This window comes from Aureimonas psammosilenae, assembly GCF_009176975.1.
In the GTDB taxonomy this organism is placed as follows: domain Bacteria; phylum Pseudomonadota; class Alphaproteobacteria; order Rhizobiales; family Rhizobiaceae; genus Plantimonas; species Plantimonas psammosilenae.
This window is the reverse complement of sequence record NZ_WEZG01000002.1, coordinates 1-18,251: the sequence shown is the minus strand read 5'-3', so window position 1 is coordinate 18,251 and position 18,251 is coordinate 1. Positions and strand designations below refer to the sequence as shown.

General features: G+C 64.7%; 16 protein-coding genes and 1 tRNA gene. 9 read left to right on the top strand and 8 right to left on the bottom strand.

Annotated features, from left to right (window positions below; all coding sequences use genetic code 11):
• Positions 1-9 precede the first annotated feature (9 nt).
• Positions 10-1,176, top strand: a complete 1,167-nt coding sequence (locus F9929_RS03865) for a glycosyltransferase (RefSeq protein WP_193227606.1) — start codon at positions 10-12, stop codon at positions 1,174-1,176.
• A 149-nt stretch (positions 1,177-1,325) separates the two neighbouring features.
• A complete protein-coding gene (locus F9929_RS03860) occupies positions 1,326-2,510 on the top strand; it encodes an acyltransferase family protein (RefSeq protein ID WP_193227605.1) in 1,185 nt (394 codons plus the stop codon).
• A gap of 14 nt (positions 2,511-2,524) precedes the next feature.
• Here F9929_RS03860 and F9929_RS03855 read toward each other — a convergent pair whose 3' ends face one another.
• The 3 genes from F9929_RS03855 to F9929_RS03845 form a co-directional block, all read right to left on the bottom strand.
• On the bottom strand, positions 2,525-3,844 hold the full coding sequence (locus F9929_RS03855) for a hypothetical protein (protein WP_152045238.1): 1,320 nt from the start codon (positions 3,842-3,844) through the stop codon (positions 2,525-2,527).
• A 3-nt stretch (positions 3,845-3,847) separates the two neighbouring features.
• Entirely contained in the window at positions 3,848-4,135 is a 288-nt protein-coding gene (locus F9929_RS03850; RefSeq protein ID WP_152045237.1) for a spike base protein, RCAP_Rcc01079 family, read from the bottom strand.
• Positions 4,136-4,216: 81 nt separating this feature from the next.
• On the bottom strand, positions 4,217-5,473 hold the full coding sequence (locus tag F9929_RS03845; RefSeq protein ID WP_152045236.1) for a lipopolysaccharide biosynthesis protein: 1,257 nt from the start codon (positions 5,471-5,473) through the stop codon (positions 4,217-4,219).
• A gap of 387 nt (positions 5,474-5,860) precedes the next feature.
• Here F9929_RS03845 and F9929_RS03840 point away from each other — a divergent pair, with 387 nt between their 5' ends.
• Both F9929_RS03840 and F9929_RS03835 read left to right on the top strand, forming a co-directional pair.
• Positions 5,861-6,730, top strand: coding sequence for a capsular biosynthesis protein (locus F9929_RS03840; protein WP_152045235.1), 870 nt, complete (start codon positions 5,861-5,863; stop codon positions 6,728-6,730).
• A 10-nt stretch (positions 6,731-6,740) separates the two neighbouring features.
• Positions 6,741-7,520: a WecB/TagA/CpsF family glycosyltransferase gene (locus F9929_RS03835; protein ID WP_152045234.1), complete on the top strand. Its 780-nt coding sequence runs from the start codon at positions 6,741-6,743 to the stop codon at positions 7,518-7,520.
• A 47-nt stretch (positions 7,521-7,567) separates the two neighbouring features.
• Here the strand turns inward: F9929_RS03835 and guaB are convergent, their stop codons facing one another.
• A complete protein-coding gene (gene guaB, locus F9929_RS03830) occupies positions 7,568-9,073 on the bottom strand; it encodes an IMP dehydrogenase (RefSeq protein WP_152045233.1) in 1,506 nt (501 codons plus the stop codon).
• A gap of 103 nt (positions 9,074-9,176) precedes the next feature.
• The gene (locus F9929_RS03825) at positions 9,177-10,142 is read right to left on the bottom strand and encodes an MBL fold metallo-hydrolase (RefSeq protein WP_407922207.1); all 966 of its coding nucleotides are present in this window, start codon (positions 10,140-10,142) and stop codon (positions 9,177-9,179) included.
• Positions 10,143-10,419: 277 nt separating this feature from the next.
• On the opposite strand from F9929_RS03825, the gene F9929_RS03820 reads away from it, so the two are divergent.
• The gene (locus F9929_RS03820) at positions 10,420-11,808 is read left to right on the top strand and encodes an MFS transporter (RefSeq protein WP_152045232.1); all 1,389 of its coding nucleotides are present in this window, start codon (positions 10,420-10,422) and stop codon (positions 11,806-11,808) included.
• 10 nt (positions 11,809-11,818) lie between these two features.
• On the opposite strand, the gene F9929_RS03815 is transcribed toward F9929_RS03820, so the two are convergent.
• Positions 11,819-12,544: an RlmE family RNA methyltransferase gene (locus F9929_RS03815; protein ID WP_152045231.1), complete on the bottom strand. Its 726-nt coding sequence runs from the start codon at positions 12,542-12,544 to the stop codon at positions 11,819-11,821.
• The gene (locus F9929_RS03810; protein ID WP_235919010.1) at positions 12,541-13,845 is read right to left on the bottom strand and encodes a Ppx/GppA phosphatase family protein; all 1,305 of its coding nucleotides are present in this window, start codon (positions 13,843-13,845) and stop codon (positions 12,541-12,543) included. The genes F9929_RS03815 and F9929_RS03810 overlap by 4 nt, the downstream gene beginning before the upstream one ends.
• A gap of 383 nt (positions 13,846-14,228) precedes the next feature.
• On the opposite strand from F9929_RS03810, the gene F9929_RS03805 reads away from it, so the two are divergent.
• The 3 genes from F9929_RS03805 to F9929_RS03795 all read left to right on the top strand — a co-directional run bounded on the left by F9929_RS03805 (position 14,229) and on the right by F9929_RS03795 (position 16,760).
• Positions 14,229-14,302: transfer RNA gene (locus tag F9929_RS03805), tRNA-Gln, on the top strand.
• Positions 14,303-14,448: 146 nt separating this feature from the next.
• Positions 14,449-15,096, top strand: coding sequence for a DUF6538 domain-containing protein (locus tag F9929_RS23895; protein WP_328595979.1), 648 nt, complete (start codon positions 14,449-14,451; stop codon positions 15,094-15,096).
• Positions 15,036-16,760 (top strand): site-specific integrase, encoded by a 1,725-nt coding sequence (locus F9929_RS03795; RefSeq protein WP_152045229.1) that lies wholly within the window; start codon positions 15,036-15,038, stop codon positions 16,758-16,760. The genes F9929_RS23895 and F9929_RS03795 overlap by 61 nt, the downstream gene beginning before the upstream one ends.
• On the opposite strand, the gene F9929_RS03790 is transcribed toward F9929_RS03795, so the two are convergent.
• Positions 16,757-17,514, bottom strand: a protein-coding gene (locus F9929_RS03790; protein WP_193227603.1) for an IS5 family transposase whose coding sequence is annotated in 2 segments (ribosomal slippage) — positions 16,757-17,184 and positions 17,184-17,514 — 759 coding nt in all. Because the reading frame shifts where the segments join, the coding sequence is not laid out codon by codon here. The two genes, F9929_RS03795 and F9929_RS03790, sit on opposite strands and share 4 nt — an antisense overlap.
• Positions 17,515-17,747: 233 nt before the next feature.
• On the opposite strand from F9929_RS03790, the gene F9929_RS03785 reads away from it, so the two are divergent.
• Positions 17,748-18,140: a hypothetical protein gene (locus F9929_RS03785; RefSeq protein WP_152045227.1), complete on the top strand. Its 393-nt coding sequence runs from the start codon at positions 17,748-17,750 to the stop codon at positions 18,138-18,140.
• Positions 18,141-18,251 lie beyond the last annotated feature (111 nt).

Genomic DNA, 18,251 nt, shown 5'->3' with positions numbered 1-18,251 from the left:
ACACCCGTTTTGCACGATGGCCGACCGACCATCCTTCACCTTTCGATCGACTTCAACGACCCGCATCGCGCGTCCACGACCACGGCGATCGAATGGTTCGTGGCGGAACACGTGAAGGATTTCGACACGGTCGTCGTGTCCATGACGCGCCAAAGCGATCCGCGCCAAACCTATCTGCACGATTGCGGGGTGATGAACGGTTCGCGCGTCTTCGCCTTCGGCTATCACGGCCTGCCCTTCGGCATCGCGCTGTTCCCCTCCATGTGGCTGGCCGCGCGCCGCATCCGCAAGCTTCTGGATCAGGAGGGCATTCGGCCGGATCTGATCCACGCCCACAAGCTCGGCTTCGAGGGCATCTCGGCCTGGGTGCTGTCGCGCTGGTACAAGATCCCGTTCTTCGTGTCGCTGCGCGGCGAGGTGGAAACCAAGATCTTCCGCCGCAAGCCCGACTATCGCCCCTTGCTGCGCCGGATCGTTCGCGACGCCAAGCGCGTCTACCACGTTTCGGCGTGGTTCCGTGACGAGTTCCACCGCCACGTGCCCCCGATGCCGCACGAGCGGCTCCTTCCCAACATCGTGCGCAACATCAAGCCGGAGATCGCGACCGTTCCGGCCGGGAACCGTTTCGTCACGATCATGAATCTCGACATCTGGCGCAAGAAGGGCCTCCACACGTTGCTCGACGGCTTGGCGCTGGCGCTGCGCGAGCGGCCCGGCATCGCGCTCGACATCGTGGGAAGCGGCAAGGAGGAATCGAAGGCCGCAGCAAGCGCCCTCGTGAAGAAGGCCGGTGTCGAGGAGAACGTCCGCTTCCTCGGACGGCTGGACAACGCCGCGCTGATCGAGCGGCTTCCCACCTATCGCGGCCTTCTTCTTCCCAGCAGCAACGAGACCTTCGGCATGGTCTATGTCGAGGCCCTCTTCGCCGGTATTCCGGTGATGCATACGAAAGGCACCGGTATCGACGGCTATCTCGACAATCTCGATGTCAGCATCGGCGTGCCCGAAGGCGATGCGGCCGCGGTCGCGGCGGCGATCCTTCGCATGGACCGCGAAACCGAAGCCTACAGGGCCCGCCTCACCGCCTCGGCTTCGGAACTGTTCACCCGGTTCGACAAGGAGCGCATGGTCGCGAACTACCGTGCCGATGTCGCGGAAGCTTTGACGGCAAAATAAAATGTCGTGGCACCGAAGACCGATTCCGAGAGGTCGAATAGCTCAGGCATCACTTCCCGGCTAAATCCGCTCGCGATTGGAAAGCGCATGTATTACCGGCATCGTGCGATGCCGGAAGGGATCGGCGACGTTTCCTGGGCGGAGGCTTTGTGATCGTATCGAACGAGGGTGCGGAGGTTTCGGCCCACCGTCTGGCGCTCGCGCATTCCGAAGCCGTCAGCGCATGGCTGGATGCGATTCGCTGGCTGGCCGCGCTCGGCGTGCTTCTGACCCATGTTCAGAACCGATTGCTCCTGCGCGTGTCGGAAGTCCCCGACGCCAGCACCCTACATATCGCCTTCGCCTTTCTGTCCGGCTTCGGCCGGCAGGCGGTTCTCACCTTCTTCGTTCTCAGCGGCTATCTCGTCGGCGGCGGATGCATCCGGTCGCTGCGTCGCCAGAGCTTCGATCCGGAGGACTACGCCTTCAAGCGGCTGACACGATTGACGGTGGTCTTCGTGCCGGCACTTGTCGTCACCTTTCTGATCAATTCCTTCCTGATCCGGCATGGCGACGGCCTCATGGACCCCGACTTCCGCCAGAACATGCTGGAAGGGTCGGGCGCGGCGAACTTCGTCTGCAACCTCGTCTACATGCAGACGGCGCTTTGCCCGACCTATGGCGGCAACGGCTCGCTGTGGTCGCTTTTCAACGAGTTCTGGTATTATGCCGTGGCGGGGCTCCTGGCTTGCGCGGTGAAATTCTCCGACTACCGGCTCGCGATCCTCGGGGTCGGTCTTCTGGTCGGGCTCACCGCGATCCAGATCGAGCACAATCTCATCATCTTCTTTGTTCTGTGGGCGATGGGCGCGGGCGCGGCCGCCTGGCCGGACTTCAAGCGCCATGTGCCGAAGCGCCTTGCCTTCGTCGTTTATGCCGGCGCGTTTCTCAGCGACCGCGTTCTGTTCCGCGAAGCCTTCAACGCCGATCATCCCTATCTGCGGATAACGGCGGACTACGTGATCGCGCTGACGCTCTGCGTCTTCCTGATCTCGTTGCGCGATGGCCGGTCCGGGCGCTTCTTCCCGCCCGGCCGCCCGAAGACGCATCAGGAACTCGCGGCCTTCTCCTTCTCGCTCTACTGCCTGAACGTTCCTTTCATCAACCTTTTCGCGACCTTGTCCGAAAAGTGGTTTGGCATCGGCTGGCAGGAGAACCCGGCATTGACGCCGTCCGTCTGGATCTCCGTAGTCGCCTGCATCGTGGCGACGGTGGTGTTGAGTTTTGCATTCTCGCTTGTCACCGAACGGCAGATGCCGGCTCTTCGCCGGCATCTCGACCGCCGTCTGGCCTGAAGGCCGCGAGGCCATCAGCCGGCAACCGCCGCCGCCAGCCCCGCGCCGGCCGACGCCATCAGTGCCGAGTTGGGGTGGGTGCCGTCGCCTGTCGGGTGATTGGCGGCGCCGTTGACCAGCCACTTGGCGTTTCCTCCCCCTTCGCCCCAATGCGCGTTGACATCGAAAGCCGCGTCGATCGCGTTGGCTTTTCCGTTGAGGACGCGCGAAACGATCTCGGCGTTGACCGAGGCCACGAAGTCGGCCTGCCAGTTGGCCTGCGGCGACTGGTTGACCGACGTCGCCCATTGGTCGCTCGACGTGGTGCGCGGCCCCACATGCGCGACGCGGATATGGCGGATGCCCGCTCCCCGTAAAGCTGCGATCTCCGCATCGAGATCGGCGAGCCACGCAGCCTTCAATGCCGCTTGCCGGCTTGCCAGATTGGCATCGGCGAGCACGAAGAGATCGTTCGCCCCGAAGGCCAGCAGCGCATGGGTGGCGAAAGCCGCCATGCTGCGGCGCGCGGCGCCCCCGGCGCGATAATGGGCGAGCTTGCCACCGTGACGGCCGAGCTGCGCGAGCGGCAGATGGCGACCGCCGTTGTTCCAATGCGCCCGCGCCACATAGCCCCCGCCGCGCGCAACGGCCGGATAGGGCGAGGCGTCGGCCTGGCCCTCGCAGACCGAGTCGCCGATCACCAGCGTCGCCCGCCAGTTCGCCGCGGCGGCGGGCGTCGGGCGGCCGATCACGGCGATATGGCTCGGCGCGACGCCGTTATTGGCGCCGGCAAGCGGACCGGTCAGATGCACATGCGTCGCTGCGAGCGAGTAATGCCCGCGAGAGGCCGGCGCTTCCGACAGATACTGGCCGGAGCGCGGCAGTTTCTGCCCGACATCCGCCCACATGGAGGTGCGCGCGAAATGCGCCGCCGGGCCGAGCGGATCGGCGACCGGCCGGAACCTGTCGAGCCCGAAATCGCTGGCGCGAAACGGCCCGGCTAGAAAGGTCTCGCCGTCCTCCATCCGGCGTGGTGCGGCGCGGCTGGCATTCGGCGCTTCCACGGTGACGCCTTCCAGTTCCAGCGCCGCCGCGAGCATCACCGGATTGCCGGTCGGAACCTCGGCGCAGTTGCCGAGCGGCAGATGCCAGTTGGCATAAACGAGCCAGATCTCCGTCAGTTCGCCGCCGAGAAAGAACGGCGCCCTCGACTCGCGCCGGGAATTGCCTTCCGCCGAAATCGCATCCACCGCATAGGCGGCGCGCGTCAGGTTGGCGGCGAGATAAAGCGGCGGCACCGAGACCAGCGTCGGGCGCTGGCGTCGGAGTGCGGGGGAAAAGCCGATGCCGAGCATGGGTCAGCGCTGCAGGGCATGGATGACGAGGGCGGGCTCGGTGCCGGTTTGCAGCACTCGGCGCACCATCAAGGGCTCGACGGTCAGGCCGGGCGGCACCGTCAGCGCCAGCACGCCCATATCGGCGTCGAGCGGCAGGACGCGGATCACGGCCGCCCCGCTACCCGGATTCCAGATGCGCAGCGCCTTGGCCTCCTCGGCGAGGTCGTTGTTGTCTTCCGGCTTGACGAGAACGGCGGCGCGGGCGGGGTGGCTCGGCGACGTGGAGCGGTAGGACAGCGTTCTGCTCATGGGGAACCTCCGTGATCGGAGGCGCATGATGAAGGCGCCCGGAAAAGCGGGGGTAGATTTTTCCCCCGGACCGTCGTGCTTCTAGCTTTCCGCCTTTCCGGCGCGCACCACAATGAAGCTCGTCGCGGCGAGAAGGAGGATCTGGCTGACGAGCCGGGCGACGGCGGCTCCCGCGATGCCGAGATAGGTGGCTCCCACCCAGACCATCGGCAGATAGGTGACGGTGGAGAAGATCATGACGATCATGCGCGCCTTCTGCATACCGAGCGCACGCAATACGTCGCCACCCATCGCCGACACGCCGAGCGTGAAGGGATAAAGGCAAAGGATCTGGATGATCGGCACCGCCTCGCGATATTGCTCGCCGATCAGAAGCGGCACGAAAGGCGCGCCGACGAGAAGCCCGAGCCCGACCGCCAGCGACACGCCGCCCATCACCGGCAAGACCTTCCGGGCGAAGGCGAAGGCTTCCGACGTGCCCTTCCGGCTGTGGTGGAAGTAGCGGGTATAGGTGGCCGACAGAAGGGCGCGGATCGGCACGCAGGCCGTATCCACGATGCGGAACGCGGCGGTGTAATGGCCGCCCGCCGTCGCATCCAGCGTCTGCACCACGAGCGGCTTGTCGAGATCCCTCAAGCCCGCGATGGAAGCGAATTCCAGGGCGTAGATGAAGCCGTCGCCGAGATCGCAGGGCTTCAGCACGAGAACGGGCCGCCCAAGCTGGGTGAGCACCATGCCGAGCGCGAGGCACACCGCCACAACGGCGCCCGCCAGATACCAGGCCGACCAGATCTGGAGGGTCAGCGGATCGAAGAACTGCCAGGCCATGAAGGCCGCGATCAGCCGGATGATCAGCACCGACACGTTGATGACGAATTGCTGCCGCGCCTTCTCATGCGCCTGGAAACAGGCGTTGCAGAGCGACACGAGGCGGTAGAGCACGAGTTCGGCGACGGCCACCATCAGGATCGCATCGAGCGGCAGGCCCTCGAAATGCAGCATCAAGGTGGCGACCACGACGAGCGGCAGAAGCACCGGCAGGGAGATCAGCACCGATGTCAGCGCGTTGCCGAAGGCTTGGCCGAAAGGAATACCGTCGCGCGCCACGTGACGGATCAGCACCTGATCGCAGCCGATGCCGACAAAGGTCGACACGAAGGCGGTGATGGCGGTGAAGCCCGCGAAGGTTCCGTAACCCGCCGGCCCGAGCGACCGGGAGATGATCAGGAAGTAACCGAGCTGAACGACGATCCGCAGACCGTAATCCGTGGCGTAAACGAAGAAATTGCCGCCCAGATTGGACCGCTTGAGCCGAGCGAGGGCGGCGCGGTTCAGCATGGATTCATTCCGTGACTTCTCTCACCGCGAAAGGCGCCCGCTCGCTCACAGAACGGCGTGCTCGGGCTTTTGCACGGTCGGCCACCTCATGCAAGGACGCAATTGGTCTTGTCTTTTCCGTGGCATGGACCGAACGGGGGCGAGTGCGATGATGGACAAGCCCTGGCGGCGCCTGTAGCAAAGGGAGTTGAGGCCAAGCTCAGAAGGATTCCCATCGTGCTGCGCGCCATGCAGGTCAATATTCATCCCAATGATATCGGCCATCTTCCCGTTCTGTTGCCTCATCAGATCAAGGTCTGGGGTCCCCAGGTCGAACGAATTCATGTCACCGTCGATCTGCATCAAAGCAAAGGCGGGCATTATGCTTCGTCGGATTTCGACCGTAAGTTGACCAAGACCCGGACTCTCTTGAGAGAGATCGCGCTCCACCATCCCAAAGTGGTCGTCGACGAGGTCGACGCCTCACCCGCCGCACGCGCTGCCGTCGCGCGGTTCTTCTTCGATCTCGACGACGTTCCGATGAAGGCCTGGAACGGCAGCCCGCTTTATTCCTACCTCTACGGCATCTGGAAAACGCAAGCCGATTACGTCGTCCATTTCGACGGCGACATGTTCTTCGGCGGCGACAGCGCGACGTGGCTGGACGAGGCGGTCGCGCTTCTGGAAGGGAACGAGACCTACGCCTTCGCCGGTCCCCTGCCCGGTCCGCCCCGACCGGACGGCACGATCCACGGCCATGGCGACCATTGGAAGGGCGGCACGGCCCGGCGCGTCGAGGGCGAAACGCCGACACACGACTTCGACACCGTCAGCACGCGCATCTTCGTGGTGAACGTGAAGCTCCTGCGCCAGCGTCTCGGCGGACCGTTGCAGGCACGCCGGCCGAGCCTGAAGGAGCGCGCGCATGCCCTTCTTCTCGGCAACTCTCCGAAGATGATCGAGTTGGAGCGAATCCTCAGCGAGAGCATGGCCGAGCGCGGGTTGAAGCGCGTCGACTTCCTGGGGTCGGGCACGGGCCGCTGGAGCCTCCATCCGCCGCTGCGCTCGCCGGAATTCTTCAAACGCCTGCCGGAACTCGTGGACCGCGTGGAGCGCGGCGACCTGCCGGAAGCGCAGAAAGGCCATTACAACATGGTGGACGAGCTGATCGACTTCTCCGAAGCCCGTCGCCGGAACACGCGGCTTGCCCGTTGGCGTCGCCACGCGGCCAACATCGCCGGCCGCCTGCAGGCGGTTGTTGTTCCGAGCAAACGATAGGACCGAAACGGTGGCGGACGAGCATTTTCGGCAGGTTCGGGACGAGCGGCAGATGAACTCCGGCGAGAAAGACATCCTCGGCATCGCGATCACCGACAAGACGCAGGAGGAGGCTCTACATCTCCTCGACGGGTTCATCGAGAAGCGCCAAGCGGCCGGCATCGCCTTCGCCAACGCCAACCTTCTGAATCTCGCCTATCGGTCGGACTCGCTGCGCCAGAGCTTGAAGCGCCTCGTAATCTTCAACGACGGCATCGGCGTCGATATCGCGTCGCGCCTGCTTTACCGCTCCCGGTTCAAGACGAACATGAACGGCACGGATTTCGTGCCCTTCTTCGTCGCCAATTCGCGCCACCCCTTGCGCATCTTCCTGTTCGGCGGTCGCCCGGAAATCATCGAAAAGGCGGCTGGAGCCTTCGGCGCGATGTCGCCGAAAAACACCATCTGCGGCTTCCACCACGGCTATGTGGCGAGCGGCGGGGAGGAAGCGCTGCTTGCGCAGATCCAGGAAGCGCGGCCGGACGTCGTTCTCGTCGCCCTCGGCAATCCGCTTCAGGAACTCTGGATCGCCAGGAACCTCGATCGGTTGGCGCCCGCGCTTCTGATCGGCGTCGGGGCATTGTTCGACTTCGCCTCCGGCACGGTGCCGCGCGCGCCCGAATGGGTGCGGAACCTGCGCGCGGAATGGATGTATCGCCTCGCGATCGAGCCCAAGCGCCTCATGAAGCGCTACGTCATCGGCAACGCGACCTTCCTCGCCCGCGTCGGACGCCAGCGCTTCAAGCGCTGAGGAGACGCCGCCGCGAACCTCGGCGGCTCGCGGCAGCCGAGCCCTCTTCAGATGCCGACGCCCGGATAGTTCGGGCTTTCGCGCGTGATCGTCACGTCATGGGCATGGCTTTCGCGAAGACCGGCATTGGAAATCCGCACGAAGGTCGCCTTTTCGCGGAAGGCCTGAAGATCGGCCGCGCCGACATAGCCCATCGCGGCGCGAAGACCGCCGGCGAGCTGATGGAGCACCGCCGAGACCTGCCCCTTATAGGCCACCTGCCCCTCGATGCCTTCCGGCACGAGCTTCAGCGTGTCGCGCACCTCGGCCTGGAAGTAGCGGTCGGCGGACCCTCGCGCCATGGCGCCGACCGAACCCATGCCGCGATAGGATTTGAAGGAGCGGCCCTGGTGGAGATAGACCTCGCCGGGGCTTTCCTCCGTGCCCGCCAGAAGCGAGCCGACCATCGCGGCGGATGCGCCGGCCGCGAGAGCCTTGGCGAGATCGCCCGAATATTTGATGCCGCCATCGGCGATCACCGGAACGTCGGCGGCCGACGCCGCTTCGACCGCGCCGAGAATGGCCGAAAGCTGCGGAACGCCGACACCCGCCACGATGCGCGTCGTGCAGATGGAGCCCGGCCCGATGCCGACCTTCACGCCGTCCGCTCCCGCGTCGATAAGCGCGCGCGTGCCGTCCGGCGTCGCGACGTTGCCGGCGATTACCTGCACGTGGTTCGACAGGTGCTTCACCCGCGTCACGGCATCGAGCACGCGCTGCGAATGGCCGTGCGCGGTGTCCACGACGATGAGGTCGACCCCGGCATCGATCAGCCGCTCGGCGCGCTCGAAGCCGTCCTCGCCGACGCTGGTCGCGGCCGCTGCCAGAAGCCGCCCCTGCGCGTCCTTGGCGGCGTTCGGGTTGAGCTGCGACTTCTCGATGTCCTTCACCGTGATGAGACCGACGCAATGGCCGGCGGCATCCACCACGAGGAGTTTCTCGATACGGTTCGTATGGAGAAGGCGCTTGGCTTCGCCCTGGTCCACCGTGTCGCGCACGGTGACGAGGTTCTCGTGCGTCATCAGCTCGGAAATGCGCTGGCTGTCGTCGGAGGCGAAGCGCACGTCGCGGTTGGTGAGGATGCCGACGAGCCGCCCGCGGGTCTGCCCGCCGCGACCGGCATTCTCGACCACCGGAATGCCGGAGATCCGATGCTGGCTCATCAGGGCGCGGGCATCGCCGAGCGTCGCTTCCGGGCCGATGGTAACGGGGTTCACCACCATGCCGGATTCGAACTTCTTCACCTGCCGCACTTCCTCGGCCTGCCCCTCGGGGGAAAGGTTGCGGTGGATCACGCCGATGCCGCCGGCCTGCGCCATAGCGATGGCGAGCCGTGATTCCGTCACCGTGTCCATGGCGGCGGAGATGATCGGGATGTTTAGCTTCAGGGTGCGCGTGATGCGGGTGCGGACATCCACCTGCCCCGGCATCACGTCGGAATGGCCCGGCTGGAGAAGAACATCGTCGAAGGTCAGCGCAGTTGCGCCGGTGGCGGTCTCGATGATGCGTGCCATGGCCGTTCCTTGAAGAAAAGCCGCCGGAAAGCCTTGAGGAGCGATCGGCGGCGAAGGATTGGCACCGGCTGCTAGCACGCCATGGCGTTGTTGGAAAGCCGCCTCAGGTTTCGATGTCGAGCTGGTAGGTCAAGGGCACGAAACGATAACCGTCCCCTGTCTTCTCGACGAAGCCTATGCCGGGAAAGGGCATATGGTAGCCGATGAACGGCGCGCGCGCTTGCGCCACGCGGTCGAAGACACGCCGCCGGCTGGCTTCGGCCTTTGCGGAATCCTGATCGAACCGCACCTTCCAACCGGGCTTCTGTAGCGAGGCGACGTAGTGATTCGCCGAGTCCGCCGTCAGCCACAGCACCTTGTCCCCGGACTTCACCTCGAAGACCATGTGCCCCGGCGAGTGCCCGAAGGCCTCCTGCGCCGTGATGCCGGGCGCGACCTCGTCGCCCTCTTTCAGGAACGTCATCCGGTCCTTCAACGGCACCACGTTCTTGCCCACCAGCGCCGCGCCGTCCTTGCGCTCGCCGTTCTTCGCTTCGTCGGAGGTCCACCAGTCGTATTCCACCTGTCCGGCGGCATAGCGGGCCTTGCCGAAGGCCGGCTTTCCGTCCTCCATCAGGCCGCCGATATGGTCGCCGTGAAAATGCGTTAGGACCACGAGATCGACGTCGTCGGTCTCGTATCCCGCTTGGCTCATCCGCTCCCGCAGTTGGCCCATGCCGTTCTGCCGGCCCATGGCGCCCATGCCCGTATCGAAGAGAACGATCTGACCGCCGGTTTCCACGATCACGGGAAGAAAGCCGTTCACGAAACGTTTTTCGGGCAGGAAGTTCTCGCGCATCAACGCGGCAACGCTCGCCTCGTCCTGATCGGCGCCGAAGGTCGGATAAGGACCGTCGCCGGGGCGCAGACCGTCCAGCACCACCGTCACGACGGCGTCGCCGATCCTGTAGCGGCGCCATTTCGGCTCCGGTTCTCTTTCCATGGCTTCCTTCGCCTTTTCCTGCGCGATTGCGGAAGAGGTGGCCGACATTCCCGCCACCGCCGCTCCCAGACCCGCCGCGAGCTTCATTGCTCCGCGCCGATCGAGTGACGACTTGCCTTCTTGCGATCCCCTCACGGCCGCGCTCCCATCGATTCGTGATCCACCCTTCGCCATGATCTGGCAGCCGCCGCCCTTCCGGCAAGAATGGAACACGCCGAGTTGAGTCTGGATACAGAGTTTCATCGCTCCGCCCGTTGCGCCGTCGCGGGAAGGGTCTAGGTAAAGGCCATCCCGCCAGCGCCATGTCCCGTTCCTCCGTGGAACGGCTCACGACGTCGCTCCTCGTGAGGATTCAAGAACGCCCGTGAAACGCATCGTTCCGATCGTGCTTGCCGTCGCCTTGTTCATGGAGAACATGGATTCCACGGTGATCGCCACGTCGCTCGCCACCATCGCGCGCGATATCGGCACCAGCCCCATCGCCTTGAAGCTCGCGTTGACGAGCTACTATGTGGCGCTGGCGATCTTCATCCCGATCTCGGGCCGCATGGCAGACCGCTTCGGCGCCAAGGAAATCTTCCGCGCCGCCATCGGCATCTTCATGGCAGGCTCGCTCGCCTGCGCCTTCGCCAACTCGCTCGAAGGATTCGTCGTCGCGCGCTTCATCCAAGGCATGGGCGGGGCGATGATGACGCCGGTCGGCCGCCTTCTCCTCGTCCGGGCCGTGCCGAAAGGTGATCTCGTCGCCGCCATGGCTTGGTTTACCATTCCCGCCATGGTCGGCCCCCTTGTCGGCCCGCCCATCGGCGGCGCGATCGCGACCTATGCCGACTGGCGCTGGATCTTCCTCATCAACATGCCGATCGGTGTCGCCGGTATCTTCCTGGCCGCCCGTTACCTGCCGGAAGTGGAGCGGGTGCCGGGCATCACCTTTGATTGGCCGGGCTTCGTCCTGTCGGGTCTGGCCTGCGCCGGCATCGTCTTCGGCCTGTCGGTGGTGTCGCTGCCCGCCCTGCCGCCGCCTTTCGGCATGGCGATGGCGGCGCTCGGCCTCGTTTTCGCGGTGCTTTACGTGCGCTATGCGCGGCGGGTCGAAAATCCGGTGCTGAACCTCGACCTTCTCCAGATCCCCACCCTCCGGGCCGCGCTCGTCGGTGGCGCCCTGTTCCGAATCGGCACGGGTGCGGTGCCCTTCCTGTTTCCGCTGATGCTGCAGCTCGGCTTCAACTTCACGCCGCTCCAATCCGGCCTCATCAGCGCGGCTTCCATCGGCGGGGCGATGACGATGAAGTTCCTGGCGCGCCCCATCCTGAAGGCTTTCGGCTTTCGCACCACGCTGCTCGCCACCGGCGTCATCGGCGGCCTGTTCGTGATGCTGATCGGCTTCTACCGCACCGATATCGCGCTGCCGGTGCTGATCGCGCTTCTGCTTCTCGGCGGCTTCTTCCGCTCCTTGTTCTTCACCTCGATCAACACCCTGGCCTTCGCCGACGTGCCGCGCTCGAATGCCGGCGACGCCACCTCGATGCTCGCCGCCTTTCAGCAGATCGCCATCGCCACCGGCGTCGCGGCGGCCGGCGGCATTCTGGAAGCGGGCATCAAGCTGCACGGCACGGAACTGCCGACGATCGGCATCTTCTCGGTGGCGTTCTTCGTGGTGGGTGGTGTCGCGACCCTCGCCTCCCTGCCCTTCCTGTCCCTGCCGAAGGAAGCGGGCGCGGAAGTCGCCGGCCGCCGCGTGCCGGCGGAATAAGGCTGCCCGCTTATTCCTCGGCGGGCTCTTCCTCGTCGCTCCGCTTGCGGCCCTTGAAGCCTTTGGCGAGAAGATAAAGCTCCACCGAGTCCTCGCGGCTCGCCGGTGGCTTCACGTGGTGGACCGTGGCGAAATGCCGCTTCAGCATTCCGAGGAGTTCGTTCTCGGTGCCACCCTGGAAGGTCTTGGCGAGGAAGTGGCCGCCGGGCTTCAGAACGGTCACTGCGAAATCCGCCGCGACCTCGCAAAGATGCATGGTGCGCAGGTGATCCGTCCGGCGATGCCCGGTGGTCGGCGCGGCCATGTCGGACATCACCAGATCGGGGTCCGCGCCGAGCGTCGCGATCAGGCGCTCCGGCGCCGCGTCGTCGAGAAAATCCATCTGGAGGATTTCGGCCCCCGGCACCGCGTCCATTTCCAGATAGTCGATGCCGACCACGTGGAAGCCGCCCCCCGGCAGCGCGCCGCCGCAGCGCTCCACCGCGACCTGCGTCCAGCCGCCCGGAGCGGCACCGAGATCCACCACGCGCATTCCCTGCTTCAGGAGCTTGTAGCGCTCGTCCATCTCCAGAAGCTTGTAGGCCGCGCGCGAGCGATAGCCGTCGGCCCTCGCACGGCGCACGTAAGGGTCGTTCAACTGGCGCTCCAGCCACGCCCGCGACGAAGCCTTCAGCTTGCCCTTCTTCTTGACGCGGACGGTGAGCCCGCGATCGTCGCCGCGCCCCCCGCCGCTCATGCGAAGGCCGCCTGCGGCTGGCCCTGGCCGCTTCGCCGCCAAACGCCGTCAGCCGCCATCATTTCCGTCAGCAAGCCCTCGCGTAGGCCCCGGTCGGCGACGCGCAAGACGGGGGCCGGCCACACGCGCTTGATCGCCTCCAGAATGGCGCAGCCCGCGATCACCAGATCGGCGCGGTCGCTGCCGATGCAGGGATTGGCGACGCGCTCCTCGAAGCTCCAGCCTGCGATGCGCGAAATCAGGGTCTGCACTTCATCGTCCTTCAGCCAGAGCCCGTCGACCTGCCGGCGATCGTAGCGTTCGAGTTCGAGATGAATGCCGGCGAGCGTCGTCACCGTTCCCGATGTTCCCAGAAGATGGAAAGCCTCAGTCCCCACCAGCCGGTCGAGCCGGTCGCGCCCGCCGAAGGTGCGGATCTTGTACAGCACCTCCTCGACCATGGCTTCGAAAAGTTCGGGCGGCACGTTGCGCCCGCCATGGCGCTCGGCCAGCGTCACGACGCCGACCGGCAGCGATGTCCAGGCGACGATGGCGTTGGACAAACGGCGCGGATTGGTGTGGCGAAGGTCCAGAAGCGCGATCTCGGTGGAGCCGCCGCCGATATCGAACAGAACGGCCCCCTTGGCGCTGCGATCCACCAGCGAACCGCACCCGGACACGGCAAGCCGCGCTTCCGTTTCACGACTGACGATCTCCAGCCGCAACCCGGTTTCGCGCTCCACCCGCTCGATGAACTCTTCACCATTTGCGGCGGCGCGGCAGGCTTCCGTGGCGATCAGGCGCGCGCCGGCGATCTCGCGGGCGGCGAGCTTGTTGGCGCAGATCGACAAGGCGGCGACCGCGCGGTCCATCGCCCCCGTCGCCAGCCGCCCGGTGCGGCCGAGCCCTTCCCCGAGCCGCACGATGCGCGAGAAAGCGTCCACCACCCGGAACTGGCCGGGCCGCGTCGGCGTGGCGACGAGCAAACGGCAATTGTTGGTGCCGAGATCCAGCGCCGCATAGATGGGCGGGCGGGCGCGCTCTTCGTTCTCGCGAGCCCCGCCGCTTCGGACGCCCGCGCCATCGGCCGGCGCGCGAACTCGGGCAGCGGCCTCAGCCGGCGAACGCTGCGCCTGCCCCTTCTGGCCACGCTGGCCGCCCTCGGTTGCGGGCGCTGCGAATTTGGGCGCATGACGCCTGCGGTGTCCCTTGCGCGCCGGCTTGGGCAAGGCGGACGGCGGCACGGCCGCGACCTTCGCCGGAGCGGGACCCGCGCCCGAACCGGAGCCCGAACGCCGCCGACGCCGCTGACGCTTCGTCATAGCGGCCCCGCTGGCTTCATCCCCACCGGCAGAATGGTCCTGGCGCGGCAACGCGCCCTGCCGAGGCTGCTTCCTGTCTTTTCCCTGGCCGGGGCGCGCTATCTCCGCTTGGGAGGAACGTCTGGGATCTTCGTCATCGATGCTCAATTGACCTCTTCCGCCGGGGTCCTGGCCGGACCGCCACAGCGTGCTCGGGAGTGCTGATTTGCCCGAAATTTACCAGCACGCCCAACAAGCACAAGAGCATGTCGCCGATGGCGGCCCGGTCGACAATCCCGCCCACGCGAATTGCATGATTTCGGATGCCGATCGGGGGTTCCCTTCCGCGATCAATACGGCTATATGACGCCCGTCGGCCGACAAGAGCGGCACCGACCCTCTGCTGGGGAATAGTTTAAGGGTAGAACAGCGGACTCTGACTCCGCTAGTCTTGGTTCGAATCCAGGTTCCCCAGCCAGCACCCCTCATTCCATTGTAATCGCTGTTGTTTTTGGTGGCTGAGAATCTATCTCGGCTTTCGCTCGCCCCTTGGGCCCAAACCTGTAGCCCGGAGGTGATGGCCATCGCCGTCCTGCCGGGCTCGCGGCGCAAGGGATCCGGTCGGTGGCGACTCGGCATGACGTGGCGAACTTGGAACGGCGCGGGCACACCTTCTACTGGCGGGCCCGGGTGCCGGTGCGCTTTCGGCAGGTGCGCAGGCAAGCGCGTCTCTCGTTCTCCCTTCGGTTGTCCGATCATGGGAAGGCGGCCTACATGGCGCGGCGGCTGAACACGCTGCTTGCCGACCTGACCGTGAGACCCACCGCCGCAATGACCACGAAGGACCAGCTCGACCAGATCTTCCGGGCCGAGATCGAGCGCATGACGGCGCATCTCGAAGACGTCGCCTTCGCCGCGCGCCGGGCGGGACTGACCGACGACGTCCGCGAGATGGAAGTCGATATCGAGGTCGGCTGGGCGTACCGCCTGATTCAGCTGTTCGGCACGACGCGCGCCCTCAGCTTCGAGGGGGAATGTCCAGGCAGGTCCATGCTTCTGCGCCACGGTATCCCCGAGCCGCATGTCGCGACGATCGCCGAGACGTTCCGCGCCGAACAGGCGGAAGGTCGCAGCCCCGTTTTCGGCCGTGCGGTCCGTGAGCAAATGGCTGACATCGGCCTCGTCGACACGTTGGCCAACCGCGAGCGAAGATGGAGCTGTATCGCGCGAAAGCCGATGCGCTCCTCAACGTCGCCGAACGCTGGCCGATGATCGACCGCAAGCAGAATGCCCTCGTCGCGACGACGCTGCCCGAGGAAGAGCGCGCCAGCCTCGTCTTTCCAGCAGACAGCCCGGACGAAGCAGGATCTGACGATACGTCGGCAGGGACAGTCGTTCTGGATCAGCCTGAACCGGAACTCAGCGTCGCGGAGGATGAGGAGAAAAGCGCCCTTCCCGTTGAGCCGACGTCAGACGACGAAGTGGCAGAGGCGGTTCCACCGACAGTGCCTCCGATCGAGACGCGTACTGCTGGAAGTCCGGAGCCACAAGCTGCTCCTGCTGGCCGGGTCCTGCACCTTGATGCGTTCGAAGCGTCATATGAGGCGCTCGCCCGCAACAATCGTGACAACTGGACCCCTGCCACCGCCAGTGACGTGCGCATGCTCGTGCGGATGTTCCGTGACATCTTGGAAGAGAACGACGTCGCGCATTCCGGTGAGATCGGCCAGCAACACGTGGCGGCTCTCCGCCAGCATCTGAACCTCATTCCGACGCGCTACGGACAGAGCTCGCGGCTGCGCATCATGAAGCCCACAGCGCTTCGCGCCTTTGCGGCCGATGAGATCGCGCGTGCCGAACGGCGCGGCGAGGCACCACCCAAGGTCGGCCTTTCCGCGGCAACCATCCGCAAGCACCTGGGCAATCTCGACACGTTCCTCAACCATGTCAGGGCAAGCGGCTACGTTGTGGCAGATTGGTCGCTGAAAAGCCTCCGGCTCCGCAAGCCGAAGGCGGGCGCGATCCGGCTGGCCCAGGAAAAGCCTTCGCCCGATCAAGTGCGGCCGATCTTCGACCTTCCTATCTTCACGGGATGCCGAGACGCTACAAACCGCCATGTTCCGGGAGATGCGGTATTCCACGGCGGCGTCTACTACCTACCGATGTTGTTCGCCTATCTCGGCGCCCGTCGGAATGAGTTTGCCGGTCTGGAAACGAACGACGTACTCGATACGCTGCACGGTCCCGCCATTCACATCCGCGCCAACGTTCATCGCAGCATCAAGAACGCTCAGTCTGATCGTCTCCTGCCAGTGCCGCCAGAGCTGCTGCGCCTCGGCTTCCTCGATTACGTCGAGACGATCCGGAAGATGGGCTATCGGCAGCTCTTCCCTGAGCTGTTCTCGACGCTGCTAACGACGAACGATCCAGGCGACCGCTTCTACAAGGACTTCATTCCGATCGTGAAAGCCACACCTCACTTCTCGTCCGGGCTGTGGAAACGCTCGATCCATGCCCTTCGGCACGGATTCTCGGATACGATGAAGCAAGCGGGCGTCGACACTAGCATCATCAGCGATATCGCTGGGCGTCTCGGCGAGTCTGAAACAGCGCTGCGCTACACGAACGTCGCCGGACTTCCATTGATCACGAAGCAGCTCGAAAAGTACCCGATCATCACCGGGCACCTCGAGACGCGTCCGGTACGCTATCTGCCATGGGTGGAGAACAGGGAACTGCCGCCCTGGGCGGGCAAGAAGTCGGGAGCTCGGTTTCGGAAACGATTTCCGATCAAGCGGACTGAAAGTGGTCTGTCCGCCTTCGGAGCGATCTGGCAGATAGCTGCTATTCCGCTTTCGACCCCATTTTCTGCCGTTCGTGCCCCTAACCTAATATCTTCAAAACTGCCTCTTGTGGTTAGGCGGTGTCTGCATTAACGCAGCCAGATCATGGCGCATGCGAGATGGACGAAGCCCATGAAGGCGGAGATTGTCTTCTCGCAGCGCAGGGCGATGCGGCGGAAGCGTTTGAGTTTGTTGAAGAAGCATTCGACCTGATGGCGCTCCTTGTAGAGCCGCCAGTCGATGGCAGGCTTTGCCGTTCGGCTGGGATTGGCCTTGATATGGGCGGTCGCACCGAGGTCATCGGCAATGAAGGCGCGTAGTGGATCGGCGTCATAGGCGGCATCGGCGATGACATGGCCGACGCCCTTCAATCCTGCCAGCAGCGCCTCGGCTTGAGGACGATCACCCCATTGCCCGGGCGTCGGGTGGATGCGGATCGGCATGCCGATGGCGTCGACCGCCGCGTGCAGTTTGGTCGTCAGGCCACCTCGGGACCGGCCGATCGCGGCAGCTTCAACCCCCCTTTTGCGCCGCTTGCATCAGCGTGCGCCTTCGAGATGGTGCTATGGATCAGGACGTATTCGAAGTCCGGCGTGTCGGCCAGGCTCTGGAAAAGTTGTTCCCACACACCGGCATGCGACCAGCGCCGAAACCGCGCATGGACACCGGTCCACTTGCCGAACACCTCCGGCAGGTCACGCCACCGCGCCGCATTGCCAGCCATCCACAAGATCGCGTCCACGAACAGCCGGTTGTCTACGCCGCTACGCCCGCGCGTTCCCTCTCGACCCGGAAGATACCCCGCAATCCGCTCCCATTGCTCGTCCGTCAGCGTGCGTCTGCTCATCGACTGGCTCCTTCACCAGCCTTCAATCAGAACTCACCCGCATACGGAATCCCATAAATGCAGACACCGCCTAGTGCGTAGCTTGGAACCTTCTACTTTCCATGTACCTAGCTACCGATTAATCGAGCAGCGAACCTGATAAGCGAGTCTGGGCTTGCGACGACCGAAACACTTGATAGCGTGATGGTTTATGAAAGGATGGGCTCGCGCCAGTCAGATGCGGGGAGCCTCACATGCCGGCCAGTTTGTACCAAATTATTCTCATGGGAGGCAAAGACGCCAGGCTGGTAGCACTCAAGACGGCAGTTAAAGCGCGCGCAACGGACTTGGGCATTGATCCAAACGAAATCGTCTATCTGGACGAGAGTTCCTTTGCTGGTGGCTATGACCGGAAGAAGCCGACGTTCGGCATCTATTTTGGCAATCGAAACAAAACAGTGCCAGTACCGCTCGACCGATTGGAAGAGGACTCCATCGTTATCGCGCCTATTGTGACAGAAAAAACGTCAATCGGCGTCGAGATCCCAGAAGCACTTCAGCACATCAACGTGGTCGAAGTTGGAATGAACGGCGACAACATTCCGAGGCTTGGCCTGCCCCCATTAGGTGGCCCGGTTCAAATCTAATGCATGGTGGGCTTGCTGGCGACGTTTGAGGTGGCCGGCGAAGCGGGTTGGGGTGGCGCAGCCGGCCACGGCACGGCGGCAGGTGCCGGCGGACGGTAACCCAAGCTCGAG